Here is a 22,583-nt window from a genome sequence, read left to right on the forward strand (position 1 = left end):
GTCACCTCAGCACTGTCAAGGTGCTGTAAACACGATTCATCCCAGCTATCGCTCTACTTATTACATTTTTGCGCTATAAAATGAAAAGTAAATTAATTATTTCTTAGCTATTCAGCATCTTGATAGCAGCAGATAATCGGCTTTTGTAACGAGCGGCCTTATTTTTATGAATGATGCCCTTACCAGCAATTGAATCAACAGTTTCTAAAGAACTATTGAAAGCATTTTGGGCCAATTCTTTATTTCCTGTTCCAATTGCTTTTCTAACTGATTTTATCGCAGTACGTAATTTAGACCGCAAACTGACATTATATTCTCTGCGTTTGACCGCTTGTCTCGCACGCTTTCTTGCTTGTGCACTGTTAGCCATAAAAATCCACAGCTCCTTCAAAGAAAAAGGGTTAGATACTACTTTCTTTTTTTCTATATTGCAACCACAACTACCTAAAACCTGAAGTAAATCTATAAACCTCAAATACACTTCATTGATCACCGCACATCGTGATAATTTTTCAAAACTATAATCTTGAACAGAAGGATAGATTCTTACCGATTCTGTTTTATAGCGCGCGGGGGTTTGCAATAAAACCGCGATGGATATTCTGGATTGCGCTGTTTATTCCGAATGACGTCACCACCTTCATCAACACAAACCATTACCGATTTGTCTAGATTGGGAAAATATTCGTTAGATCCTGGCTGAGCCGAGGTTGGCGGCACCTTTTCTCTGATTCTGGCGCAGAGAGCTGGCTCATTTGGTTTCGGACGATCACTTTCCATAGCTGGCAACGGACAAAGATTACAAGGATCGCCAGGACATAAACAGCCTTCGCAATTGGCAAGTATAGGTGTCGCATAGGCAATCAGCACTGCACCGAAAAATAAGCTCACACTGATTTTACATACTGATAACAACATTCTTACACTTTTCATCATACTTATTCACCCGAAAAAATTTTATTTCAACTATGTTTTTTTACATCTTTAATAAAGATTTGATAATCGACAGCAATCAACAGAAATATCTGCTTTTTGTTATACTGATTTTACCTCAACTTGGATTGAGCCAAGAGCAACGCAGAAAACTTTGGATCCATAAATCATGATCATGAATTTCAATTTAAAACTATTTAAATCCACTTTATGCATACTGAGTGTTCTGATTGCCTCGTTTGCGCATGCCGAAACCATTGAGCTTCTGCAAAAAAATGCCAGTGTGGCGTATGAAAAAATGATGGAAGCCAAGCAAACTGCGGAATCTTTGGCCAAAGACACTACTTTTGCCGAGAAAAAACTGGCCTCAGCTAAGCAAAAAATGATGGAAGCCGAACGCGAAGCCGAAACAGCCAAAAGAAAATCGGAGCAAGCCAAAATTGCGATGGAACAAGCAATTAATCGATGGAAGCAAGCTTCCGATACGCTGGCAAATGAATGGGGCACATCGGAGGTCAAATAATCAAAGCTGACTCTTTGAGAGATAGCATCATTTTGACATGTGGAATACCGGCTTCCATGAATTCTTCTCCCACAACTTGGAATCCAAATTTTTTATAGAATGGTATAGCGCTCGTTTGAGCATGCAATTGCGCCTCAAACTGGCGCCGTCTTATTAATATCTGCAATAAAGTTGTCAGCAGCGCACTGCCCAAACCTTGGCCGCGCCATTCTTTTAATACCGCCATACGTCCGATATGACCATCCGGCAATAATCGCGCAGTCCCCACCGGTTGACCGGCGTTATTCAAAGCAAGCACATGCTTGCTGACTGCATCATACTCATCCCACTCCAATTCTTCAGGAACCTGCTGTTCGCGAATAAATACCACTGTTCGTACTGCTCGCAAAGCAGCCTCCGCTTCTTCCCAACTAACGATTTGTACAGCATCAGCATGACGCACGATTAACTTCTGGCAGGCGGCATTATTTAAATGGATGGCGTAGCAGAATCGTTTCTTCCCTATCCGGTCCGGTGGAAATCATATCGATCGGTATTTCACAAACTTCTTCAAGACGTTTCAGATAGTTTTGCGCCGCTTTGGGTAACTGTGTGAACTCCTTAATTCCAGCCGTATTTTCTGACCAACCGGGTATTTCCTCGTAGATTGGCTCACAGTTATCCAGGTCGTCAGCACCAACCGGCAAAATAGTGCTGCTGCTGCCATTGCTCAATTTATAGCCAACACCAAGATTCAAACTTTCGACGCCATCCAATACATCCAGTTTAGTAATACATAATCCTGTTACGCCATTAATTTGTATCGAGCGTTTCAGCGCGACCGCATCAAACCAGCCGCAGCGACGTGGGCGTCCAGTAGTCGATCCAAATTCATGACCGCGCTTAGCCAGATGCTTGCCAACTTCGTCATCCAGTTCTGTTGGGAATGGTCCTGACCCAACCCGCGTGGTATAGGCTTTGGTAATTCCCAGAACATAATGCAGCATCTGCGGTCCGACTCCACTCCCCGGAGCTGCGGCACCAGCCACGCAATTGCTGGATGTGACGAAAGGATATGTGCCATGATCGACATCAAGTAGCGCGCCTTGCGCACCTTCAAACAACAGATTATTTCCTGCTTTATTAGCCTCAAATAACAATCGCGGAACATCGGCTACCATAGGTTTGATTCTCTCGGCTTGGGCCAATGCATCATCCATTGTTTTTTGAAAATCTATAATCGGTGCTTGAAAATAATTTTTCAACACGAAATTATGATAATCCAGCATCTCACCCAGCTTGGCAGCAAAACGGTCGCGGTGAAACAGGTCCTGCAAGCGAATAGCCCGCCGTGCGACTTTATCTTCGTAAGCCGGTCCAATGCCACGTCCCGTAGTACCTATTTTTCCGACACCCTTGGCAGTCTCGCGCGCGTTATCCAAAGCAATATGGCAAGGCAAAATTAATGGACAGGCCTCGCTGATCCGCAATCGGTTGCTGACATCAATTCCACTTTGCTCCAACATATCGATTTCACTGAGCAGCGCCTCCGGCGAAATCACGACGCCATTGCCGATATAACAAACCACAGTATCACGCAGAATACCGGAGGGAATCAGGTGCAATACGGTTTTCTTGTTGCCGATGACCAATGTGTGACCTGCGTTGTGTCCGCCTTGAAAACGCACGACACCTTGCGCATGATCCGTGAGCCAGTCGACGATCTTGCCTTTTCCTTCATCGCCCCACTGCGTGCCAATGACGACAACATTCTTAGTCATAGTGCTAATCTCTAAAAAATTCTGTTTCCAAATGATTAAATTTCTTTAACGATCCATTGCCCGTCATGCAATATTAATTGCCTGTCGCAATCAAGCGATTTGCCTTTTTGCTCCGGCAATTCCACCACAACGATCTGCCCTGACTTACGCAATTGCTCGATTTTGCTTTCCAATTCAGTGTTTTTTTTCTGATAAGGCGCGCTGATTGCCTTTGGATAAGATTGCGGCTTCATCAATCTGGACAATTCTCTTAAATCCATACTGAACCCTGTGGCCGGGCGGGCTCGCCCAAATGCTTTGCCTATTTCATCATAACGCCCGCCCAAAGCAATCGCATTTGAACAACCGCTGGTATAGGCGGCAAAAACCATTCCGGTATGGTAATGATAGCCGCGCAAATCGGCCAAATCGAATGCGATCTCATCGACAATCGGTTTCAGCTCTTCTTTAGCAATGCTCAGTTCATTCAGGGCCGCTCTGATTTGCGGATAATCTGGTAATCGGCTGGCAGCATCAGCGAGCACTTTGTAATCGCCATATAGTTCAGGCAATAGCAATAGTGCTTCACGCGTTTGCTTTTGCAAATTCACACACAATTCCTTTAAAGTCGATACATCTTTCGCTTGCAGTACCGTGTAAAGCTCAGCCTCAAGCTCGTGCGAGATACTCGCGCCTTTAATCAAACCACGAAAAACTGCGACATGACCAAGATCCAATTGAATTGCGCTCACACCGGAGACAGCCAAGCACTGCAACATAAGCCGCTGAACTTCCAAGTCACTCTCCAGACCGGAATGACCATAAAGCTCTGCGCCTACTTGTAAAGGCTCTCGCGTTTTAGTTATGCCCGAAGGCACTGTATGCAATACGCTATTGGCGTAACATAAACGTGTAATGCCTTCAAAATTCAACAAATGCGCATCAATTCTTGCCACTTGCGGTGTCATATCGGCACGTAGCCCCATCATGCGGCCACTTAGCTGATCAATCACCTTAAACATATGCAAATCCATGTCACTGCCACTACCAGTCAGCAACGATTCGACATACTCCAGTAAAGGCGGCACCACTTGTTGATAGCCATGCACCATCAGTAGATCCATGACCTGGCGGCGCATACCTTCAATGTGTATTGCTTCCGCAGGCAATATATCTTCAACAAATTCCGGAAGTAACCAATTGCGCATATTTATGATTGACAAGCTGTCAACAAAAAGAATAAAAAAACATCAACTGACGATAAGCAGCACCATTAATCCGACTAACATCGAAGTCAAACCTACAAACCGAATCTGATTATCGTTAATCTCAGTCAGTCTTCTAAAAGCCTCCCGCCATGTTTGCGGAGACAGAAAGGGTAACATTCCTTCTAAAATTAACATCAATGCAACTGCACTAAGAAAAGTTTCCCACATATTCAAAACAACTCCGGTTTGATCGTGCCAACATGATTTCTCTACAAGAAGCAGAAAAATTAAGAGGTTCTGATGAAATCGCATATGCAAGAACCATTACGATTTCCAGAACCTCTTCCTCAGTCATTACATAATCGAGTTACATAAAAACTACTTAGGTATGTAATGCAGAAATTGCATTTACACCTTCATCCATACCACTCCTCGTTACTTATTTGCTGACTGCCGGGTTTCTCAAATACTTGAAGAAATCGGAGGTAGGTTCCAACACCAACATATCCCCCTTATTTTTGAATGATTGTTTATAAGCGTCGACACTACGCCAGAATGCATAAAATTCCGGATCTTTCTGAAAAGCCGTGGCATAAGTCGCTGCTGCTTGGCTATCACCATCACCCATCGTTTTTTGCGCTTCACGGTACGCTTCAGCTAAGATGACTTCACGCTGTCTATCGGCATCCGCGCGAATCTTTTCTGATTCGGCCGCACCGGTAGAACGTAATTCATTGGCAACTCTTTTACGTTCCGCCTCCATACGTCTAAATACCGACTCGCTGACTTCTTGCGGCAGATCGACACGTTTCAAACGCACATCGACTACTTCCACACCAATAGAGCGAGCATCGTTATCCGCTTTCTGGCGCATGATCTCCATAATGACATCACGTTCACCCGAAACCACGTCGTGAACTGTGCGGTTACCAAACTCATCGCGCAAGCTTGCATTGATAGTTTGCGCCAAACGTGTTTGCGCCAGTGCTTCATCACCCCGTACGCTGATGTAATATTGTTTTACATCAACAATACGCCACTTCACGAACAAATCCACCAAAACGTTCTTTTTCTCTGAAGTAATAAAACGTTCGGGTTCTTCGGTATTCATCGTCAGAATACGTTTCTCAAAATAACGCACATTATGGGCGATTGGAATTTTGAAATATAAACCGGGCTCGGTTTTAACATCGATAACTTCACCCAACTGGAACAAAATGGCTTGCTGCCGCTCATCTACAACATAAATAGCTGAGCTCCCCAGGAAAAAAATCGCAATAACAATGCCTGAAAATACTGATGTAAAACTTTTCATCTATCTTGCCTCCCGTTCGCGACTGCGAAAAGATTCTCGAGCCCGCACACTGCTACCATCAGGTGTTGCTTCCTGCATCATAGGCTGCACGGCTACAGGTGAAACCGATGATGGCGCCCCGCTCATATTAATCAACTTATCCAATGGCAAGTACAAAAGATTGTTGCCGCTTTTCTGATCAACAATAATCTTGCTGGTATTAGAAAGCACTTGCTGCATCATATCCAGATATAAACGTTCACGCGTAACTTTTGGTGCTTTGCTATATTCAGCAAGAATTTGTTCAAAACGGCTGGCATCGCCCTCCGCACTGACAATTACACGTTGTTTATAACCCTCTGACTCCTGAATCAATCGAGCCGCATTACCCACTGCTCTTGGAATCACATCATTGGCGTAAGCTTGGCCTTCATTCTTTTGCCGTTCTCTGTCTTGTCCTGCCTTAACAGCGTCATCAAAAGCTGCTTGAACTTGCTCAGGCGGCTGCGCGTTTTGCATCGTCACTCTACTGATCGAAATACCGATCTCATAACGATCCAAAATCTTCTGCATTAATTGCGTTGCATTAGCTGCAACTTGCTCACGGCCTTCGTAAAGAACATAGTCCATTTTACTTTTACCAATTACTTGCCGGATTGCCGTTTCAGCCGCTTGCAAAACAGCTTCGTCAGGATTTCTATTCTTGAAGAGGAAATACTCCGGATTATTCAATATGTATTGCACCGCAAATTGGATATCGATGATGTTTTCATCATCGGTTAACATTAATGATTCCCGCAATACTTTACTGCGCACATTGTTACGATAACCAATTTCAACCGTGCGGACTTGACTGACGTTCACCAGTTCCACTTTCTCGACCGGATAAGGGATATGCCATCGCAAACCTGCCGGCGCGGTATCAACATACTGGCCGAAACGCAGCACAACGCCTCTCTGCCCTTCATCCACGATATAAAATCCGCTTGCCGACCAAACCACCGCAAGCAAACCAAGAATCATTGCAATGCTACTTCCACTTTGCGGCTTAGGACTTGGAGTGTTAGAACCAGAGCCATCATCACCTCCGCCGCCCTTTTTTTGCCCGAATATATTATTGATCTTTTTGTTGACATTACGCAGTACATCATCCAGATCCGGTGGACCAGAATCACCTTTGTTTTTTCCCCATTGTGGATCATTTAATCCCATAATAATTCCTGTTTTGTTCGTTCAAAAAAGTTCTTGTACCGTAGCACAATCTCCAGTTATTTTCGGAATATCTGTAGGTTCTTCATATAATTTCTTAGAGTTTTCTACTACTGCTTCTGTCAATGCCTGCCTTACAAGTGCTATTCCTTCACCAGTTTTTGCACTTAAACGAATGCGGGATATTCTATCATATTCGTCACGCGTGCAACCTTTACTAGCTTCTGCCGAGTCAGTCAGATCAATCTTATTGAAGATTAAAATTTGCGGAATCGTATCGGCGCCAATCTCTTTTAAAATCTTATTCACTTCTTCAATTTGCTCATCCCGGTTAGGGCTGCTGGCATCGATAACATGCAACAAGATATCGGCTTGCACAGTTTCTTCAAGTGTCGCACGAAAAGCTGCCACCAAGGTGTGAGGTAGTTCCCGAATGAATCCTACCGTATCCGAAATGACTACCGGTCCTCCTTCTGCAAGAAATAATTTCCGTGTCGTCGTATCCAGTGTGGCAAACAATTGATCGGCGGCATACGCTTGTGCGCGAGTCAACTTATTAAATAAAGTCGATTTCCCTGCATTGGTATAACCAACAATCGATACCGACAGTACATTAGTACGCTGCCTTGAGCGCCTCTGCACAGCACGCTGGCGCTGCAGGGTTGCGAGTTTCTCTTTGAGCAATTTAACACGCTTCCGGATCAAGCGGCGATCTGTTTCCAATTGCGTTTCACCCGGACCACGCAAACCGATACCGCCTTTTTGCCGCTCCAAATGAGTCCAACCCCGCACAAGACGCGTCACCAAATGTTCTAGCTGTGCAAGTTCCACTTGTAACTTGCCTTCATGACTTTTAGCCCGCTGAGCAAATATGTCTAAAATCAGACTGGTGCGGTCAATGACGTTACAATTCAATCGTAAAGATAAATTGCGCTGCTGAGCTGGAGATAAATCATGATTAAATACAACGAGTGTAGCGTTATTTGACGAGATCAGCAGTGCAATCTCGTCGACTTTACCGCTACCAATATAAGTTGTCGGGTCAGGCCGCGAACGCTTCCCTTCCAGAACCGCCACAACTTGGAGTCCTGCGCTGATTGCCAGTTGCTGCAATTCCTGCAAGCTATCAGCATGAGTACTACTGCCAAAATCAATACCAACCAGTATTGCTGCAACGGCAGCATTCGCTTTATCCATACCTGATTCAAGCATCAGGCATCACGTGTATCCAATGTTTCAATGGGAATAGTAACGGCTCTTGCAGGCACTACCGTAGAAATCGCATGTTTGTATACCATTTGCGTAACCGAGTTTTTCAACAACACAACATATTGATCAAATGAATCAATCTGTCCTTGTAATTTAATACCATTCACTAGATATATCGATACCGGAATATGCTCTTTCCGTAATATATTCAAAAACGGATCTTGCAGTAACTGTCCCTTGTTACCCATGGGTAACTCCCTATTCTAATTATTGGTTATCGGAATAGTGACTCTACTTTATTTTTTGCTGTAAATCTATACCTGATTGCACTAATACAGTAGAGTCGCCATATTCATCTAAATCAACTACTGCCCATAGCATCACTTACCAAATTGGCGGTTCACAGGCATTCGGATTGTTTGTTCACACCCCGAATGCCTGGATATTGATTCCCCGGTTTTGTTTCAATATTAAAATTGCTTATTTTTCAGCAAACAACCCATTATTAGAACGGTACAGGTCTTGGGGTATTATTATTGGAAGGTGGTAAAACCGGCACTTTAATATCAGGTTGATCACCGGTTAACGTTTTTAAGAAAGCAACGATGCTATCAATTTCTTTCTTATTGAAATCACGGTCCAGCTGAATTTTACCCATGGTTTTTACAGCGTCTTCCAATGTCGCTGCCGCGCCATCATGAAAGTAGGGATAGGTCAATTCAATATTGCGCAAAGTCGGTACTTTGAAAACATTCAAGTCAGTATCTTTTCCAGTGACCGCTTTTCTTCCTTCCGCTTTGCTTGCGGTTTTATAAGGATGATGCACGCCGAATTTCTGATAAAGCGCGCCGCCAACCGCCGGGCCATTATGACAACCGGCACAACCGCTGCTCTTGAATAATTCGTAACCTTCCACTTCTTGAGCATTCAATGCTTTCTTGTCACCTTCCAGCCATTTATCGAAACGCGATCCCGGTGTAACAAGTGTTTCTTCAAAAGCGGCAATCGCGGTGGTTACCCGGTCAATATCAACCTGATCGGAACCAAATGCTTTTGCGAAATGAGCACGGTACTGAGGAATGGATTGCAGCACTTCGACAGCCACTTTATGAGTTGAAGCCATTTCGCCTGGATTGGCAATTGGGCCGCCGGCTTGCTCTTTCAGATCCTTAGCACGCCCATCCCAGAATTGCGCCAAGTTCATGCTGGCATTAAGGACGGTTGGCGCATTAATCGGACCTTGCTGCCATTTATGGCCGATTGAGGTGGGAATATTATCCGTTCCGCCCATGCTCAAATTATGGCAAGAGTTACACGAAATAAATCCTGATTTTGACAGACGGGGATCGAAAAACAGCATCTTACCCAGTTCAACCACATCAGCATTTGCTACTTTTGCGGCTTTAATGGGCTGAATAGGTTCATTGGCTGAAACATTAATCGAAGTGACAAGAGCGCCAATCGATAACAGCGACGCAACCATTGCACGTATCTTCATCGGTATTCTCCATAAGTAAATAAATAAAAAAACGGCTGTGATGGCGCAGCCGAATACGCCTGATGAAACACCCACACATGGGAATTTGTAAAAAAGCGGAACGGCCTAACTGCGTTCCTGTTACTTGCAGAGCCACTTAAAAACCCTGCAAAACTCTCAGACGAACTATTCGTTTACTTCCAGTTGATCAGCCAGGATCTCCCTCGATTCCTTAGGCAGAATTTTTTGATCATACCCCGCCCCGATACTTTGGTTTGGGCAAGAATCCGTTTTTAACAAGCGCGACAGTTCCGTGAGCGCTTGCTTATATACTTTGCGTTTGAATTCAACAACCGACTCCAATTCGACCCAATATTGATTCCAGCGCCAGGCATCGAATTCAGGGTGCGCGCTCCTGCGTAATGAAACATCACTATCGCGTCCGATCAAGCGCAGCAAATACCAAATCTGTTTTTGCCCCTTGTAATTTCCCCGCCATTCCCTCCGGATCCAACGGTCAGGAACCTCGTACCGCAACCAATCCCGCGTGCGCCCAACAATCTCTACGTGATTTGGGCGCAACCCGATCTCCTCGCTTAATTCCCGATACATGGCCTGTTCGGGACTTTCTCCCGACTTAATGCCACCTTGAGGAAATTGCCAAGAATTTTGTCTAATACGCTTGCCCCAGAATACCTCATTTTTTGAGTTCAGGAGGATAATACCGACATTGGGGCGATATCCATTTCGGTCAATCATATGGAATACTCATTTGACCCATCAAATGGGTGGATTTTTTCATACTTTTCTTTAGATTGAAAGTGCCCGAAGAATAAAAATCCTAGCGCTCCAGCATTTTCATCACTCTCAACTAAATTACTTATTCCTCATATAAGGACTAATTCCCACTTAACCAAGTATTTCAAGGTAAAATCGCTACAATTTTATTTTCATAATGGAATCCCTTCATGCGCGTTTCGCAATTTTTCATTTCAACGCTTAAAGAAGCTCCCGCCGAAGCGGAGCTCATCAGTCACAAACTCATGCTCCGCGCCGGACTCATTAAGCGTTTGGGGAGCGGATTGTATACTTGGATGCCATTAGGTTTAAGGGTATTACGTAAAATAGAGAATATCGTGCGGGAGGAAATGAACAAAAGCGGCGCCATCGAAGTGCTCATGCCCGCCATACAACCGGCGGAATTATGGCAGGAAACCGGCCGCTGGGATGTTTTTGGGCCGCAAATGTTAAAAATCAAGGATCGGCATGAGCATGATTTTTGTTTTGGTCCCACGCACGAAGAAATTATCACCGACATCGCGCGCAAAGAAATTAAAAGCTACCGCCAGCTACCCCTCAATTTTTATCAAATTCAAACAAAATTCCGCGATGAAATCCGGCCGCGCTTCGGTGTCATGCGTGCGCGCGAATTTATCATGAAGGATGCTTATTCATTCCATACCGATGAAAATAGTTTGATGCAAACGTATCAGCGCATGTATGAAACTTACAGCCGCATTTTCACCCGTCTTGGACTCAAATTCCGTGCCGTTGCCGCCGACACCGGCGCCATCGGCGGCAGTGGCTCCCATGAGTTTCATGTCCTAGCGGATTCCGGGGAGGATGCCATCGCGTTCTGCCCTGATTCGGACTATGCCGCCAATATCGAATTAGCGAACGCATTATTTGCTCAACAAGAACGCGGAACACCGGATGGCGATATGCAAAAAGTGGCGACCCCCGGTAAAAAAACCTGCGCCGAAGTTGCCGAATTTTTAAAAATCCCCCTGCAAAATACCGTCAAAACGCTAGCTGTCAAAGCCAATGATGAAATATTTCTTTTACTGCTACGGGGTGATCATCAGCTCAACGAATTAAAAGTAAGAAAAATACCCTTTTTATCCGGGTTTCAGATGGCCACTGAAGAGGATATTCTACGCACCACTGGAACAGTGCCCGGATATATCGGCCCTGTCGGTTTAGAGGCTCATGTGATTGCCGATCAAGCGGTCATGAATATGAGTAATTTTGTCTGCGGCGCTAATGCGGAAGGTTTTCATTTAACAAAAGTAAACTTCGCACGCGACCTCAAATTACCCGATCATGTCTTTGATATCCGCAATGTTGTTCCGGGCGATGATTCTCCGGACGGCAAAGGTAAACTGGAAATTTGCCGCGGCATTGAAGTGGGTCATATTTTTCAATTGCGTACCAAATATTCCGAAATCATGAATGCCAACTATCTCGACGAATCAGGCCAAACTCAAAATATGGAAATGGGTTGCTATGGTATCGGTATCTCACGCATTGTCGCGGCTGCCATCGAACAGAATCACGATGAGCATGGTATTATTTTTCCCGAAACCATTGCACCTTTTCAACTTACGATCGTACCCATCGGTCTGCAAAAAAGCGCTCTCGTCAAAGATACCGTGGAAAAACTCTACCAGCAGTTCACCGCTGCACAGATCGAGGTACTCTTGGACGATCGCGATGAGCGCCCCGGCGTCATGTTTGCCGATATGGAGCTCATCGGCATTCCGCACCGGATTGTTGTCGGCGAACGAGGACTCAAGCAATCGACCATTGAATATCAAGGACGAAAAGATGAAGCTTCACAAGCGGTACACATTGATGAAATTTTTTCATTCATAACGGCCAAGCTATGCAAAAACTAATCGGTACAGTCTTCTTATTATTCTCATCCAGTTTCATTCATGCCAACAATTTGCAGTATGAACAGCTGTCTGCCAGTACTCAAACCATCACTTTTCATGAGAAAAGCGATCAAGCGGCTTCGTATATCGAATATGCCGCTGTAGCAGACAGCGTAACCTGGCTGATCAACATGAGCCGCCGGTTGGAAAAATACATACCGGATCTCATCGAGCGGGAGGAATTTCTAAGAACGGTTTATTACGAAGCAACACGGGCTGGGTTGGATCCTCAACTGGTGTTAAGCGTCATTCAAGTCGAAAGCGGTTTTAAAAAATATGCCGTTTCACATGCCGGTGCACGTGGCTACATGCAAGTCATGCCATTCTGGACTGGCGCCATCGGTCATCAAGATCACAATCTGTTTCATATGCGGGTAAATTTGCGTTACGGCTGCACCATTCTGCGCCATTATCTGAATAAGGAAAAAGGCGACTATTTTCGTGCATTGGGACGATACAATGGCAGTCTCGGAGAAGCCGCCTACCCGCAATTGGTGTTCAACAAATGGCAGACGGTATGGCGCTATTCGGCATCCTGACCGGATAGAATGAGCAGTTGGCCATATCAGTGTTTTTGATTAAGGCTTTTTTTGTTTGATTTTGACTCAATAAACTCTTCAATACTCTCGCGCGAAATAATCCCCTGCTGACGCGCAGCCGGATTCCCCTCCGGATCAAAGAAATAGGTGCTGGGCAATAGCGAAACGTCATCCAGCTGGGAAGCGATTTTCCGGTCACCTAACACAATGGGATAGGTAATGGACATGGATTTCACAAAATCCATCACTACTTTCGGATCATCCACATCCATCGCAACCCCGATCACTATCACATCCTTACGTTGTTCATACAGTGCGATCAAATCGGGAATTTCCTTCAAACAGGGCGGGCACCACGTCGCCCAGAAATTGACCAGCACCCAGCGCCCTTTATAATCCGCAAGCTTATGAATTTTCCCGGTTGTATCTCGGAACTGAAACGCTTGCACGGGGAAACTCAACAGCAAGGCGATCAAACAAAATAATACTGTGACGTTACGTTTCATCATCTTGTGCAGAGTTTCCATTTTATTGATTCATCATCCCAGCCGGTTATACCTGCGGATGAGCCCGCTCCAGCTTGCTGTGCAGTTTATTCAGCGCGCTCAGATAAGCCTTCGCCGAAGCGACAACGATATCCGTATCGGAGCCATGCCCGTTTACGATCCGGTCGGATTTCTGCAACCGCACAGTCACTTCGCCTTGTGCATCGGTTCCGCTGGTAATATTGTTCACCGAGAACAGTTGCAGCTTAGCTTCGCTGATCAGCAATGTTTCAATCGCGCGGAAAGTGGCATCCACAGGACCGCTGCCTTGAGACTCGGCACGCATTTCCTTGCCATCATCGGAAATCACGATGCGCGCATACGGCACTTCACCGGTTTCACAATGTACGGTGAGTGATAAAAGGCGGTAACGCTCCTGCAACACCAGCACTTCATCAGAAACCAGCGCTTGCAAGTCCTCATCGAAGATTTCATGCTTCTTATCCGCCAGCTCCTTGAAACGCATGAACGTGTTATTGAGCATTTCTTCGGATTCCAGTTCGATCCCTAATTCCATCAATCGGTTACGAAAAGCATTACGGCCTGAGTGTTTGCCCAGCAATAATTTATTCGCGCCCCAGCCGACATCTTCCGCTCTCATGATTTCGTAGGTCTCACGATGCTTCAACACACCATCCTGGTGAATTCCGGATTCATGTGCAAAAGCATTGGCGCCCACAATGGCTTTATTGGGTTGTACCGGGAAACCGGTAATACCGGACACCAGCTTACTGGCCGCTACGATATGCGTGGTATCGATTTTTGTATCGCAGGGGAAATAATCCTGACGCGTACGCACTGCCATCACGATCTCTTCCAGCGCAGCGTTGCCTGCGCGTTCTCCCAGGCCGTTGATCGTGCATTCAACTTGACGCGCGCCATTCATCACAGCAGTCAATGAATTGGCCACAGCCAATCCTAAGTCATTATGGCAATGAACCGAAAAGATCGCTTTATCGGAATTGGGTATGCGCTCACGCAGATTATGAATCAGCCTGCCGAATTGATCGGGCATCGTATAGCCAACCGTATCCGGAATATTCAATGTCTTTGCACCGGCGTCAATCACGGCTTCCAATATCTGACAGAGAAAATCAATTTCCGACCGTCCGGCGTCTTCTGGAGAAAACTCAACGTTATCGGTATATTGGCGCGCCCATTTCACTGCTTTCACCGCCTGTGTGATCACCTGATCAGGCGACATGCGCAGCTTATTCTTCATATGAATAGGCGACGTTGCAATGAAGGTATGAATGCGAGCCGATTGCGCGCCTTTCAATGCTTCACCGGCACGTTGAATATCCGCTTCGATCGCCCGCGCCAAACCGCACACGACACTGTCTTTAACCGAGTCGGCAACTGCTCTGACTGCTTCAAAATCTCCGTTGGAAGCCGCGGGGAAACCGGCTTCAATGACATCGACACCCATGCGCTCCAGTTGCCAAGCAATGCGCACCTTCTCTTCTTTCGTCATGGATGCGCCAGGACTTTGCTCACCGTCACGTAACGTCGTATCAAAAATAATCAAATGCTCTTGCATTATGCTCTCCACTTGAGGAAGAAAACCTTAATGAATAATAAAACTCGTGATGCGAATTTTATAGGGAAGAAAGGGAAATAGGGGGAGAAAATTTTAGCGCGCAAGGCGCAGCAGCAGTTCCGGTAGAACTACGGAAGCTGTAACAAAATACAATGATTGAATAAAGTGCTTAGAAAACATGATGGGCGGGAATATAAATAGTTTTTCCTTGTGATGCAATAGGTAATCTTCAGGTACCGGGTGTCTCACTATTTTTTTTACTTCTGCCGAATCTCCATAGCTTCACAAAATAACCGGAAAATGCGTAAGCCGCGAACAAAATGAATAAGACCAGCGGTGGATGGCTCGGAATCAGAACGAAAAAGAACAGCACCAATAACAGAACTGTAAAAAACGGCACGCGGCGGCGTAAATTAAACTCCTTACCGCTATAGTATGGAATATTGCTAACCATCGTCAAACCGGCAAACAAAGTCACAATGGAAGCCAGTCCCTTAATATCGCTTCCTTGCACCTGAAAATTAATCGTTACCCAAACCAATCCTGCAATCAATGCCGCAGCAGCGGGACTGGGCAAGCCTTGAAAGAAACGTTTATCGACCACTTCGATGTTGGTATTGAAGCGCGCAAGCCGCAATGCGGCACACGCGCAATAAATGAATGCAATGATCCAACCCCATTGCCCCATCTCCTTCAATGCCCATTCATACACAATCAATGCCGGTGCAACACCGAAAGAAACCATGTCCGACAAACTATCGTATTCGGCGCCAAACTCACTTTGGGTACCCGTCAATCGCGCTACCCGGCCATCCAATCCATCCAGCACCATGGCAATGAATACCGCGATAGCCGAATATTCAAAATTTCCGTTCATCGCCTGCACAATGGCATAAAACCCGGCGAATAGCGCGGCCGTTGTAAATAAATTGGGCAACAGATAGATGCCACGCCGCCGTAGCCGGGCTTTAAGTACAGTTCGTTCTGGCAGAGAATCGGACATTATGAGCGCTTAACTATAAGAATACGAAAACGGAAAATCCACTCGACTGAAAACGAATGACAGGAATCCCATGAAAGCTTGATTCAATGCCGACTATGATTCTGAAGCGCTGATACAAAGAATGAAACACGCGCTCCTTCAAGCCACCGCTTTGGTTTCTTCACGAAATTCCGCCAACACGGTGAGTGTCGCCGACACTTTGTCACCGATATTGACATTAATTTTTGTATTCAGCGGCAGATACACATCCACGCGCGAACCGAATCTGATAAAGCCGAAACGCTGGCCGCGCGCCAAATGCTCACCGGGCGATACGTGACAAAGTATACGCTTTGCAATCAACCCGGCCACTTGCACACAGGTTACATCCGCGCCACGATCGGTTTTGATCCATAACGCATTGCGCTCATTCTCCAGTGAAGCCTTGGGCAAATCCGCGTTGACAAATTTACCCGGAAAATACCATTTGTCACGCACCTCACCGTCAACCGGACTACGGTTGGAATGCACGTTAAACACATTCATAAATACGCTAATTTTGAGCGCCTCACGATCCAGATAAGGATCCTGCGTTTTTTCTACAGCGACGATTCTGCCATCCGCCGGCGCCAATATGGCATTACGATCCGCTGGCACTTCTCGCGGTGGGTCGCGAAAGAACTGCAAAACAAACAGGGCGATCACCCAAAACGGGAGCGCCCAAAGCCAGTCAAGGTATGCTGTTGCGCAAATTGCGACAGCAAATGCGATCACAATATGCAGCCAGCCCTCGCGAGCGATAATAGGGTGAGGATAATAAGCCATAAATTAATTACAACAAAAACTTAAAAGGTAAAAAAACCACAACCGGAATTGTAAAGAATATGGTGATTCTTTAGTTTTTCCCTTGGTCAACCAATTTATTCTTCTTGATCCAAGGCATCATATCGCGCAGCTTCGCGCCTACTTGCTCAATTGGATGCTCCGATGCTATGCGGCGGCTTGATTTAAGCACCGGTGCACCGGCCTGATTTTCCAGAATGAACTCGCGCGCATACTCACCGGTTTGGATCTCACGCAGAATTTTCCGCATTTCCGCGCGTGTCTCATCGGTAATAATGCGCGGTCCGCGTGACACATCACCGTATTCCGCGTTGTTGGAAATGGAGTAGCGCATATTGGCGATACCGCCTTCATAAATCAGATCGACAATCAGCTTAACTTCGTGCAAACACTCGAAATAAGCCATTTCCGGCGCATAACCGGCTTCCACTAAAGTTTCAAAACCCGCCTGAATCAACGCGGTTAAGCCGCCGCATAACACGACTTGTTCACCAAACAAATCGGTTTCTGTTTCTTCCCGGAAGCTGGTTTCGATTACACCACCACGGGTACCCCCGTTAGCGGCTGCGTAAGAAAGCGCCAGATCTCGTGCTTTACCGGATTTGTTCTGATGCACGGCGATCAGTGAGGGTACACCTCCACCTTGTAAATAAGTCGAGCGCACCAAATGACCTGGGCCTTTGGGCGCAATCATGATCACATCCAGATCTTCACGCGGCGTCACTTGCCCATAATGCACGCTAAAACCATGCGCAAAAGCCACTGTCGCATTTTTTTTCAAACCAGGTTCGATTTCTCTTTTATATACCGATCCAATTTGCTCATCGGGCAACAAAATCATGACGACATCGGCATCTTTAACGGCTTCGGTCACTTCCATCACCGTCAAACCCGCTTTTTCCGCTTTGCCCCAGGATAACCCGCCTTTACGCAGACCGACGGTCACTTTCACACCGGATTCACTCAAATTGTTAGCATGTGCATGCCCTTGCGAACCATAGCCTAATATGGTTACTTTCTTTCCTTTAATCAGAGAGAGATCTGCATCTTTATCGTAATAAACTTTCATTATTTTCCTTTTAAACAAAAATAGGATAGAAACTGGCGAGCACTAGAGTGAATACTATTTTCACGGATTGATTACTCTGGATTACCAACCTCAAGACCGGGGATTAATCAGCAAATGCGGATTATACCTTCAAAATCCATTCTCCGCGTCCTATGCCGGAGGCGCCTGTACGGACAGTTTCAAGAACCGCGCTGCGTTCGATGGCTTCAAGAAACGCGTCCAATTTCGAGCTGGTGCCCGTTAACTCAATGGTATAAGACTTGTCGGTCACATCGATGATGGAACCGCGGAAAATTTCGGCCAGCCGTTTGATTTCCTCTCGATCCGGGCCTACTGCGCGGATTTTGACCAGCATCAGTTCGCGTTCGATATGATTGCCGTCATTCAAATCGATGATTTTGACCACTTCAATCAGTTTATTCAGCTGCTTGGTCACTTGCTCCACGACTTCATCCGATCCGATCGTTACCAGCGTCATCCGCGACAAAGTGGGATCCTCGGTAGGCGCAACTGAAAGTGATTCAATATTATAACCACGCGCCGAAAACAGGCCTGCTACACGAGACAAAGCACCCGCCTCATTTTCCATCAATAAAGAAATAATATGTCGCATTTATTTTTCTACACCAGAATCATTTCAGAAAGACCTTTGCCGCCCGGCACCATAGGGAATACGTTTTCGGTCTGATCGGTAATAAAGTCCATGAACACCAGCTGATCTTTCAGTTTGAATGCTTCTTTCAGCGCATCTTCGACATCTTCCGGCTTTTCAATCTTCATTCCGACATGACCGTAACTCTCAGCCAGCTTAACAAAATCGGGTAGCGCGTTCATGTAGGATTCCGCATAGCGGTTACCGTGGAAAAACTCTTGCCACTGCCTGACCATGCCCATATAGCGATTATTCAAATTAATGATTTTCAGCGGCAGCTTGTACTGTTTACACGTTGACAATTCCTGGATACACATCTGAATACTGGCTTCACCGGTAATACACGCCACTTTTCCTTTAGGATTAGCGAGCTGCACCCCCATCGCGGCAGGCATGCCGAATCCCATCGTGCCCAGTCCGCCGGAATTGATCCAACGGCGCGGTTTATCGAATTTATAAAACTGCGCGGCCCACATTTGATGCTGTCCGACATCTGAAGTAATAAACGCATCGCCCTTGGTGACATTGAATAATTTCTCAATCACCATCTGCGGTTTGATGATTTTGCTGCTCCGGTCAAATTTCAGACAATCCCGCTCACGCCACAACTCGATCTGTTTCCACCATTCTTTCAATGCGGTTTGATCCGGCTTTTCTTTCTCGGCTTTGAGTAGCTTGATTAGTTCTTTCAACACGTCCAGTACATCACCTACGATCGGCACATCCACTTTGACGCGTTTTGAAATGGAAGACGGGTCAATATCGATATGAATAATCTTCCTGTTTTCATTGAAAAAGTGCTTCGGATTGCCAATGACGCGATCGTCAAAACGGGCGCCCACGGCTATCAGAACGTCGCAATACTGCATCGCCATGTTCGCTTCATACGTGCCATGCATACCCAGCATACCCAGCGATTGCTTATCGGTCGCGGGATATCCGCCCAATCCCATCAGCGTATTGGTGCAGGGGAAATTCAGCATTTGCGTCAATTCGGTCAATTGCGGCGCAGCATCACTTAAGATCACCCCGCCACCCGCATACACCACCGGACGCTTGGCGCTGAGAATCAGTTCGGCGGCTTTCTTAATTTGCCGTGTATGCCCTTTGGTCACGGGATTGTAGGACCGCATGCTAATCTTGTCCGGATATTCGAACTTGGTTTTTTGTTGCGAAACATCTTTGGGTATATCCACCAATACCGGGCCAGGGCGGCCTGTAGAAGCGATATAGAAAGCTTTTTTAATGGTCAGTGCCAATTCGCTGACATCTTTCACCAGAAAATTATGTTTAACGCAGGGGCGTGTGATACCCACCGTATCAACTTCCTGAAAGGCATCCAATCCAATTGCACTGGTAGGTACCTGTCCGCTGATCACCACCATCGGAATCGAGTCCATATAAGCGGTGGCAATACCCGTTACCGCATTGGTAACCCCCGGGCCTGATGTCACCAGCGCCACGCCCACTTTATTGCTGGAACGCGCATAGCCATCGGCGGCATGTACCGCAGCCTGTTCATGGCGCACTAATATATGCCGGACTTTATCCTGCTTGAACAATTCATCGTAAATAAATAACACCGCACCGCCAGGATAGCCGAAAATACATTGCACGCCCTCTTCCTGCAGACAACGTATCGTAATTTCAGCACCGGTTAATTCCACACTCATGCTTTCTGCATCCCAATATCAATTTCAACAAGTTATAAAAAAATTCTCAGTCATCATCGCAACGTCAAATTCCTGTCCCGCCGACAGTCAATCCATCGATACGTAATGTCGGCTGCCCGACGCCCACCGGCACGCTTTGACCTTCTTTACCGCAAGTCCCGACACCCGGATCCAGCAGCATATCGTTGCCTATCATGGAAACCCGGGTCAATACATCAGGCCCGTTACCGATTAAGGTTGCTCCTTTAACCGGATAGGTGATTTTACCATCTTCAATCATATAGGCTTCAGCGGCTGAGAAAACAAATTTTCCGCTGGTGATATCAACCTGACCGCCGCCAAAGTTCGCCGCATACAAACCATGTTTCACCGAAGCGATAATTTCCGCCGGATCTTTGTCACCGTTCAACATATACGTATTCGTCATGCGCGGCATGGGAATATGCGCGAACGATTCACGGCGGCCATTGCCGGTCACCGGCAAATCCATCAAGCGGGCGTTCAGACTATCCTGCAAATAGCCTCTCAGTATGCCATCTTCTATCAATACAGTACATTGTGTCGGATTACCTTCGTCATCGATATTTAACGACCCGCGCCGCCGCGGAATCGTTCCGTCATCGACAACCGTCACACCGGGAGCCGCAACGCGTTCACCGACTCGCCCGGAGAAAGCCGAGCTGCCTTTGCGGTTGAAATCCCCTTCCAATCCATGACCGATTGCTTCATGCAACAAGATTCCAGGCCAGCCGCTTCCTAAAACTACCGTCATCGTGCCAGCCGGCGCCGGACGGGCATCCAGATTGACTGTGGCTTGATGAACAGCTTTTTTTGCATAATCGTGCAAAATCTCATCGGTAAAATAAGCATAACTGAAGCGTCCGCCGCCACCGGCTACGCCTTGCTCGCGGCGGCCGTTTTCTTCCGCGATCACTTGCACCGACAAACGGACCAGCGGTCTTACATCGGCCGCGACCAATCCGTCACTGCGCGTCACCAGGATCACTTCATACTCACCAGCAAGCGATGCCACCACTTGAGTTACACGCCGGTCAAGCTGCCGGGTAATGCGTTCCAGTCTTTCCAGTAGCGCCACCTTATCCGCATCCTTAAGGCTCGCTATCGGATCTTCGGGTAAATAAAGCTGTGACCGCTGGTCTATTGCATTACGTTTCCCAATTTGAGCCGGCTGCATACTGCCTTGATTGGCAATCGCCCGTGTTGCCTTGGCAGCTGATACAAGTGCAGGCATACTGATATCGTCGGAATAAGCAAATCCGGTTTTTTCTCCGCAGACCGCGCGGACACCGACACCTTGCTCAATGTTGAAGCTGCCCGATTTAACAATACCTTCTTCCAGCATCCAGCCTTCGGAGCGGCAATACTGAAAATAAAGATCAGCATAATCGATTTTATGCGTCAGTATCTGCCCCAATACATGTTGCAATCCGCTTGTATCGATATCGTAAGGCGACAACAAGCAGCGATCGGCAATCGCAAGAAAATCCTTTGACTCTGTCATATATTCGGCTGTCATTTATGCTGTTCTATCAATCGTTTTGATCAACATGGCTGTAAAATCCGGTGATCGAGCGCGGGTAAATTGGTGCGCAAGCTGGTTTGGTACTCCGGATCGATTGTCGCCACTACGGCTCCGGAACCGCGCGGCAGCCGTTCAATGACAACCCCCCAGGGATCAACGATCATACTGTCACCATTGGTTTCACGTCCATTGACATGATAACCGCCTTGTCCGGGTGCAATCACATAAGCCATATTTTCAACCGCGCGCGCACGAACCAGCACTTCCCAGTGCGCTTTTCCGGTAATCGCCGTAAACGCCGCAGGCGCCAGAATAATATCAACATTATTCATCAAGCGGAATAATTCCGGAAACCGCAAATCGTAGCATATCGATAAACCGATACGGCCAAAGGGCGAATCGACCGTCACTACTTTGTTTCCCGCCTTAATGGTTTTCTCCTCGGCGTAATGTTCATGACCGAGTTGCAGACCAAACAGATGAATTTTATCGTAGCGCGCGACCTGCTTGCCGTTATCCGCATAAACCAAACAGCTATTATAGACTTTATCGGGTTCGGATGATGCCAATGGCACTGATCCGCCCACCAGCCAAATACCCAGCCGTTTTGCCGTATCACTGAGAAATCTCTGAATTTGTCCGTCGCCCGGTTGTTCCCGGACCGCCAGCTTATCAGTATCCTTCATGCCCATGATGCAAAAATACTCCGGCAATACTACTAGTTCAGCTTTCTGCGATGCTGCATCCTCGATCAAGCGCGTAGCTTCTTCCAGATTGGCAGACACGCTCGGACCCGATGCCATTTGAATGGCGGCGACACGAAAGCCTTTATGTTTTTTGTTTTCCATCTTTGCTTGTTGCTGTTTAGTGGTATTGTTTAACATAGTT

At 46.5% G+C, this 22,583-nt stretch carries 24 protein-coding genes; 3 read left to right on the plus strand and 21 right to left on the minus strand.

The annotated features are described in order from the left end of the window. Positions 1-103 precede the first annotated feature (103 nt). Together rpsT and ABD07_RS05625 are read right to left on the minus strand one after the other, a co-directional pair. Positions 104-370: a 30S ribosomal protein S20 gene (gene rpsT, locus ABD07_RS05620; protein ID WP_160817554.1), complete on the minus strand. Its 267-nt coding sequence runs from the start codon at positions 368-370 to the stop codon at positions 104-106. A gap of 176 nt (positions 371-546) precedes the next feature. Next, complete coding sequence (locus ABD07_RS05625; RefSeq protein ID WP_240142434.1) at positions 547-936, minus strand: hypothetical protein; 390 nt, start codon at positions 934-936, stop codon at positions 547-549. Between the two features lie 172 nt (positions 937-1,108). Between ABD07_RS05625 and ABD07_RS05630 the strand changes: the two genes are divergently transcribed. Then, positions 1,109-1,456 carry a BAR domain-containing protein gene (locus tag ABD07_RS05630; protein WP_160817496.1) on the plus strand — a complete coding sequence of 116 codons (348 nt, stop codon included), beginning with the start codon at positions 1,109-1,111 and terminating at the stop codon, positions 1,454-1,456. Here the strand turns inward: ABD07_RS05630 and ABD07_RS05635 are convergent. From ABD07_RS05635 to ABD07_RS05680, 10 genes are all read right to left on the minus strand, one after another. After that, the gene (locus ABD07_RS05635; RefSeq protein WP_108698736.1) at positions 1,449-1,898 is read right to left on the minus strand and encodes a GNAT family N-acetyltransferase; all 450 of its coding nucleotides are present in this window, start codon (positions 1,896-1,898) and stop codon (positions 1,449-1,451) included. The two genes, ABD07_RS05630 and ABD07_RS05635, sit on opposite strands and share 8 nt — an antisense overlap. 22 nt (positions 1,899-1,920) lie before the next feature. Continuing rightward, on the minus strand, positions 1,921-3,216 hold the full coding sequence (locus ABD07_RS05640; RefSeq protein WP_160817497.1) for an adenylosuccinate synthase: 1,296 nt from the start codon (positions 3,214-3,216) through the stop codon (positions 1,921-1,923). Positions 3,217-3,251: 35 nt separating this feature from the next. Then, a complete protein-coding gene (locus ABD07_RS05645) occupies positions 3,252-4,403 on the minus strand; it encodes an ATP phosphoribosyltransferase regulatory subunit (protein WP_160817498.1) in 1,152 nt (383 codons plus the stop codon). A 42-nt stretch (positions 4,404-4,445) separates the two neighbouring features. Continuing rightward, on the minus strand, positions 4,446-4,715 hold the full coding sequence (locus ABD07_RS05650; RefSeq protein ID WP_420813501.1) for a DUF2065 domain-containing protein: 270 nt from the start codon (positions 4,713-4,715) through the stop codon (positions 4,446-4,448). Between the two features lie 127 nt (positions 4,716-4,842). After that, complete coding sequence (hflC, locus tag ABD07_RS05655) at positions 4,843-5,718, minus strand: protease modulator HflC (protein ID WP_090319593.1); 876 nt, start codon at positions 5,716-5,718, stop codon at positions 4,843-4,845. Next, entirely contained in the window at positions 5,719-6,909 is a 1,191-nt protein-coding gene (hflK, locus tag ABD07_RS05660) for an FtsH protease activity modulator HflK (RefSeq protein WP_160817499.1), read from the minus strand. It lies immediately after the preceding gene. Positions 6,910-6,930: 21 nt separating this feature from the next. After that, complete coding sequence (gene hflX / locus ABD07_RS05665; RefSeq protein WP_160817500.1) at positions 6,931-8,118, minus strand: GTPase HflX; 1,188 nt, start codon at positions 8,116-8,118, stop codon at positions 6,931-6,933. Continuing rightward, positions 8,118-8,363, minus strand: a complete 246-nt coding sequence (gene hfq, locus ABD07_RS05670; RefSeq protein WP_108698741.1) for an RNA chaperone Hfq — start codon at positions 8,361-8,363, stop codon at positions 8,118-8,120. The genes hflX and hfq overlap by 1 nt, the downstream gene beginning before the upstream one ends. A gap of 257 nt (positions 8,364-8,620) precedes the next feature. Then, entirely contained in the window at positions 8,621-9,613 is a 993-nt protein-coding gene (locus ABD07_RS05675; protein WP_132427626.1) for a cytochrome-c peroxidase, read from the minus strand. Between the two features lie 165 nt (positions 9,614-9,778). Beyond that, positions 9,779-10,351, minus strand: a complete 573-nt coding sequence (locus ABD07_RS05680; RefSeq protein ID WP_108698743.1) for an RNA pyrophosphohydrolase — start codon at positions 10,349-10,351, stop codon at positions 9,779-9,781. Between the two features lie 209 nt (positions 10,352-10,560). Between ABD07_RS05680 and ABD07_RS05685 the strand changes: the two genes are divergently transcribed. Together ABD07_RS05685 and ABD07_RS05690 are read left to right on the plus strand one after the other, a co-directional pair. Beyond that, entirely contained in the window at positions 10,561-12,270 is a 1,710-nt protein-coding gene (locus ABD07_RS05685) for a proline--tRNA ligase (protein ID WP_160817501.1), read from the plus strand. Beyond that, complete coding sequence (locus ABD07_RS05690; protein WP_108698745.1) at positions 12,258-12,848, plus strand: lytic transglycosylase domain-containing protein; 591 nt, start codon at positions 12,258-12,260, stop codon at positions 12,846-12,848. Before ABD07_RS05685 ends, ABD07_RS05690 begins: the two co-directional genes overlap by 13 nt. A gap of 26 nt (positions 12,849-12,874) precedes the next feature. Here the strand turns inward: ABD07_RS05690 and ABD07_RS05695 are convergent, their stop codons facing one another. From ABD07_RS05695 to ABD07_RS05735, 9 genes are all read right to left on the minus strand, one after another. Then, positions 12,875-13,375 carry a TlpA family protein disulfide reductase gene (locus ABD07_RS05695; RefSeq protein ID WP_240142435.1) on the minus strand — a complete coding sequence of 167 codons (501 nt, stop codon included), beginning with the start codon at positions 13,373-13,375 and terminating at the stop codon, positions 12,875-12,877. Positions 13,376-13,400: 25 nt separating this feature from the next. Then, positions 13,401-14,933: a 2-isopropylmalate synthase gene (locus ABD07_RS05700; RefSeq protein ID WP_160817502.1), complete on the minus strand. Its 1,533-nt coding sequence runs from the start codon at positions 14,931-14,933 to the stop codon at positions 13,401-13,403. Between the two features lie 229 nt (positions 14,934-15,162). Further along, the gene (gene pssA, locus ABD07_RS05705; RefSeq protein WP_108698747.1) at positions 15,163-15,936 is read right to left on the minus strand and encodes a CDP-diacylglycerol--serine O-phosphatidyltransferase; all 774 of its coding nucleotides are present in this window, start codon (positions 15,934-15,936) and stop codon (positions 15,163-15,165) included. Between the two features lie 138 nt (positions 15,937-16,074). After that, on the minus strand, positions 16,075-16,740 hold the full coding sequence (locus tag ABD07_RS05710; RefSeq protein WP_160817503.1) for a phosphatidylserine decarboxylase: 666 nt from the start codon (positions 16,738-16,740) through the stop codon (positions 16,075-16,077). A gap of 70 nt (positions 16,741-16,810) precedes the next feature. Beyond that, positions 16,811-17,827: a ketol-acid reductoisomerase gene (gene ilvC, locus ABD07_RS05715; protein ID WP_108698749.1), complete on the minus strand. Its 1,017-nt coding sequence runs from the start codon at positions 17,825-17,827 to the stop codon at positions 16,811-16,813. Between the two features lie 121 nt (positions 17,828-17,948). Beyond that, positions 17,949-18,440, minus strand: a complete 492-nt coding sequence (gene ilvN / locus ABD07_RS05720) for an acetolactate synthase small subunit (protein ID WP_108698750.1) — start codon at positions 18,438-18,440, stop codon at positions 17,949-17,951. An 8-nt stretch (positions 18,441-18,448) separates the two neighbouring features. Further along, positions 18,449-20,152: an acetolactate synthase 3 catalytic subunit gene (locus ABD07_RS05725; RefSeq protein WP_160817504.1), complete on the minus strand. Its 1,704-nt coding sequence runs from the start codon at positions 20,150-20,152 to the stop codon at positions 18,449-18,451. 64 nt (positions 20,153-20,216) lie between these two features. Continuing rightward, positions 20,217-21,689 carry a metalloprotease TldD gene (gene tldD, locus ABD07_RS05730; protein WP_160817505.1) on the minus strand — a complete coding sequence of 491 codons (1,473 nt, stop codon included), beginning with the start codon at positions 21,687-21,689 and terminating at the stop codon, positions 20,217-20,219. A 26-nt stretch (positions 21,690-21,715) separates the two neighbouring features. Then, positions 21,716-22,543: a carbon-nitrogen hydrolase family protein gene (locus tag ABD07_RS05735; protein ID WP_164502771.1), complete on the minus strand. Its 828-nt coding sequence runs from the start codon at positions 22,541-22,543 to the stop codon at positions 21,716-21,718. Positions 22,544-22,583: the final 40 nt, after the last annotated feature.

This window comes from Nitrosomonas oligotropha (genome assembly GCF_009833085.1).
GTDB classification, from domain to species: domain Bacteria; phylum Pseudomonadota; class Gammaproteobacteria; order Burkholderiales; family Nitrosomonadaceae; genus Nitrosomonas; species Nitrosomonas oligotropha.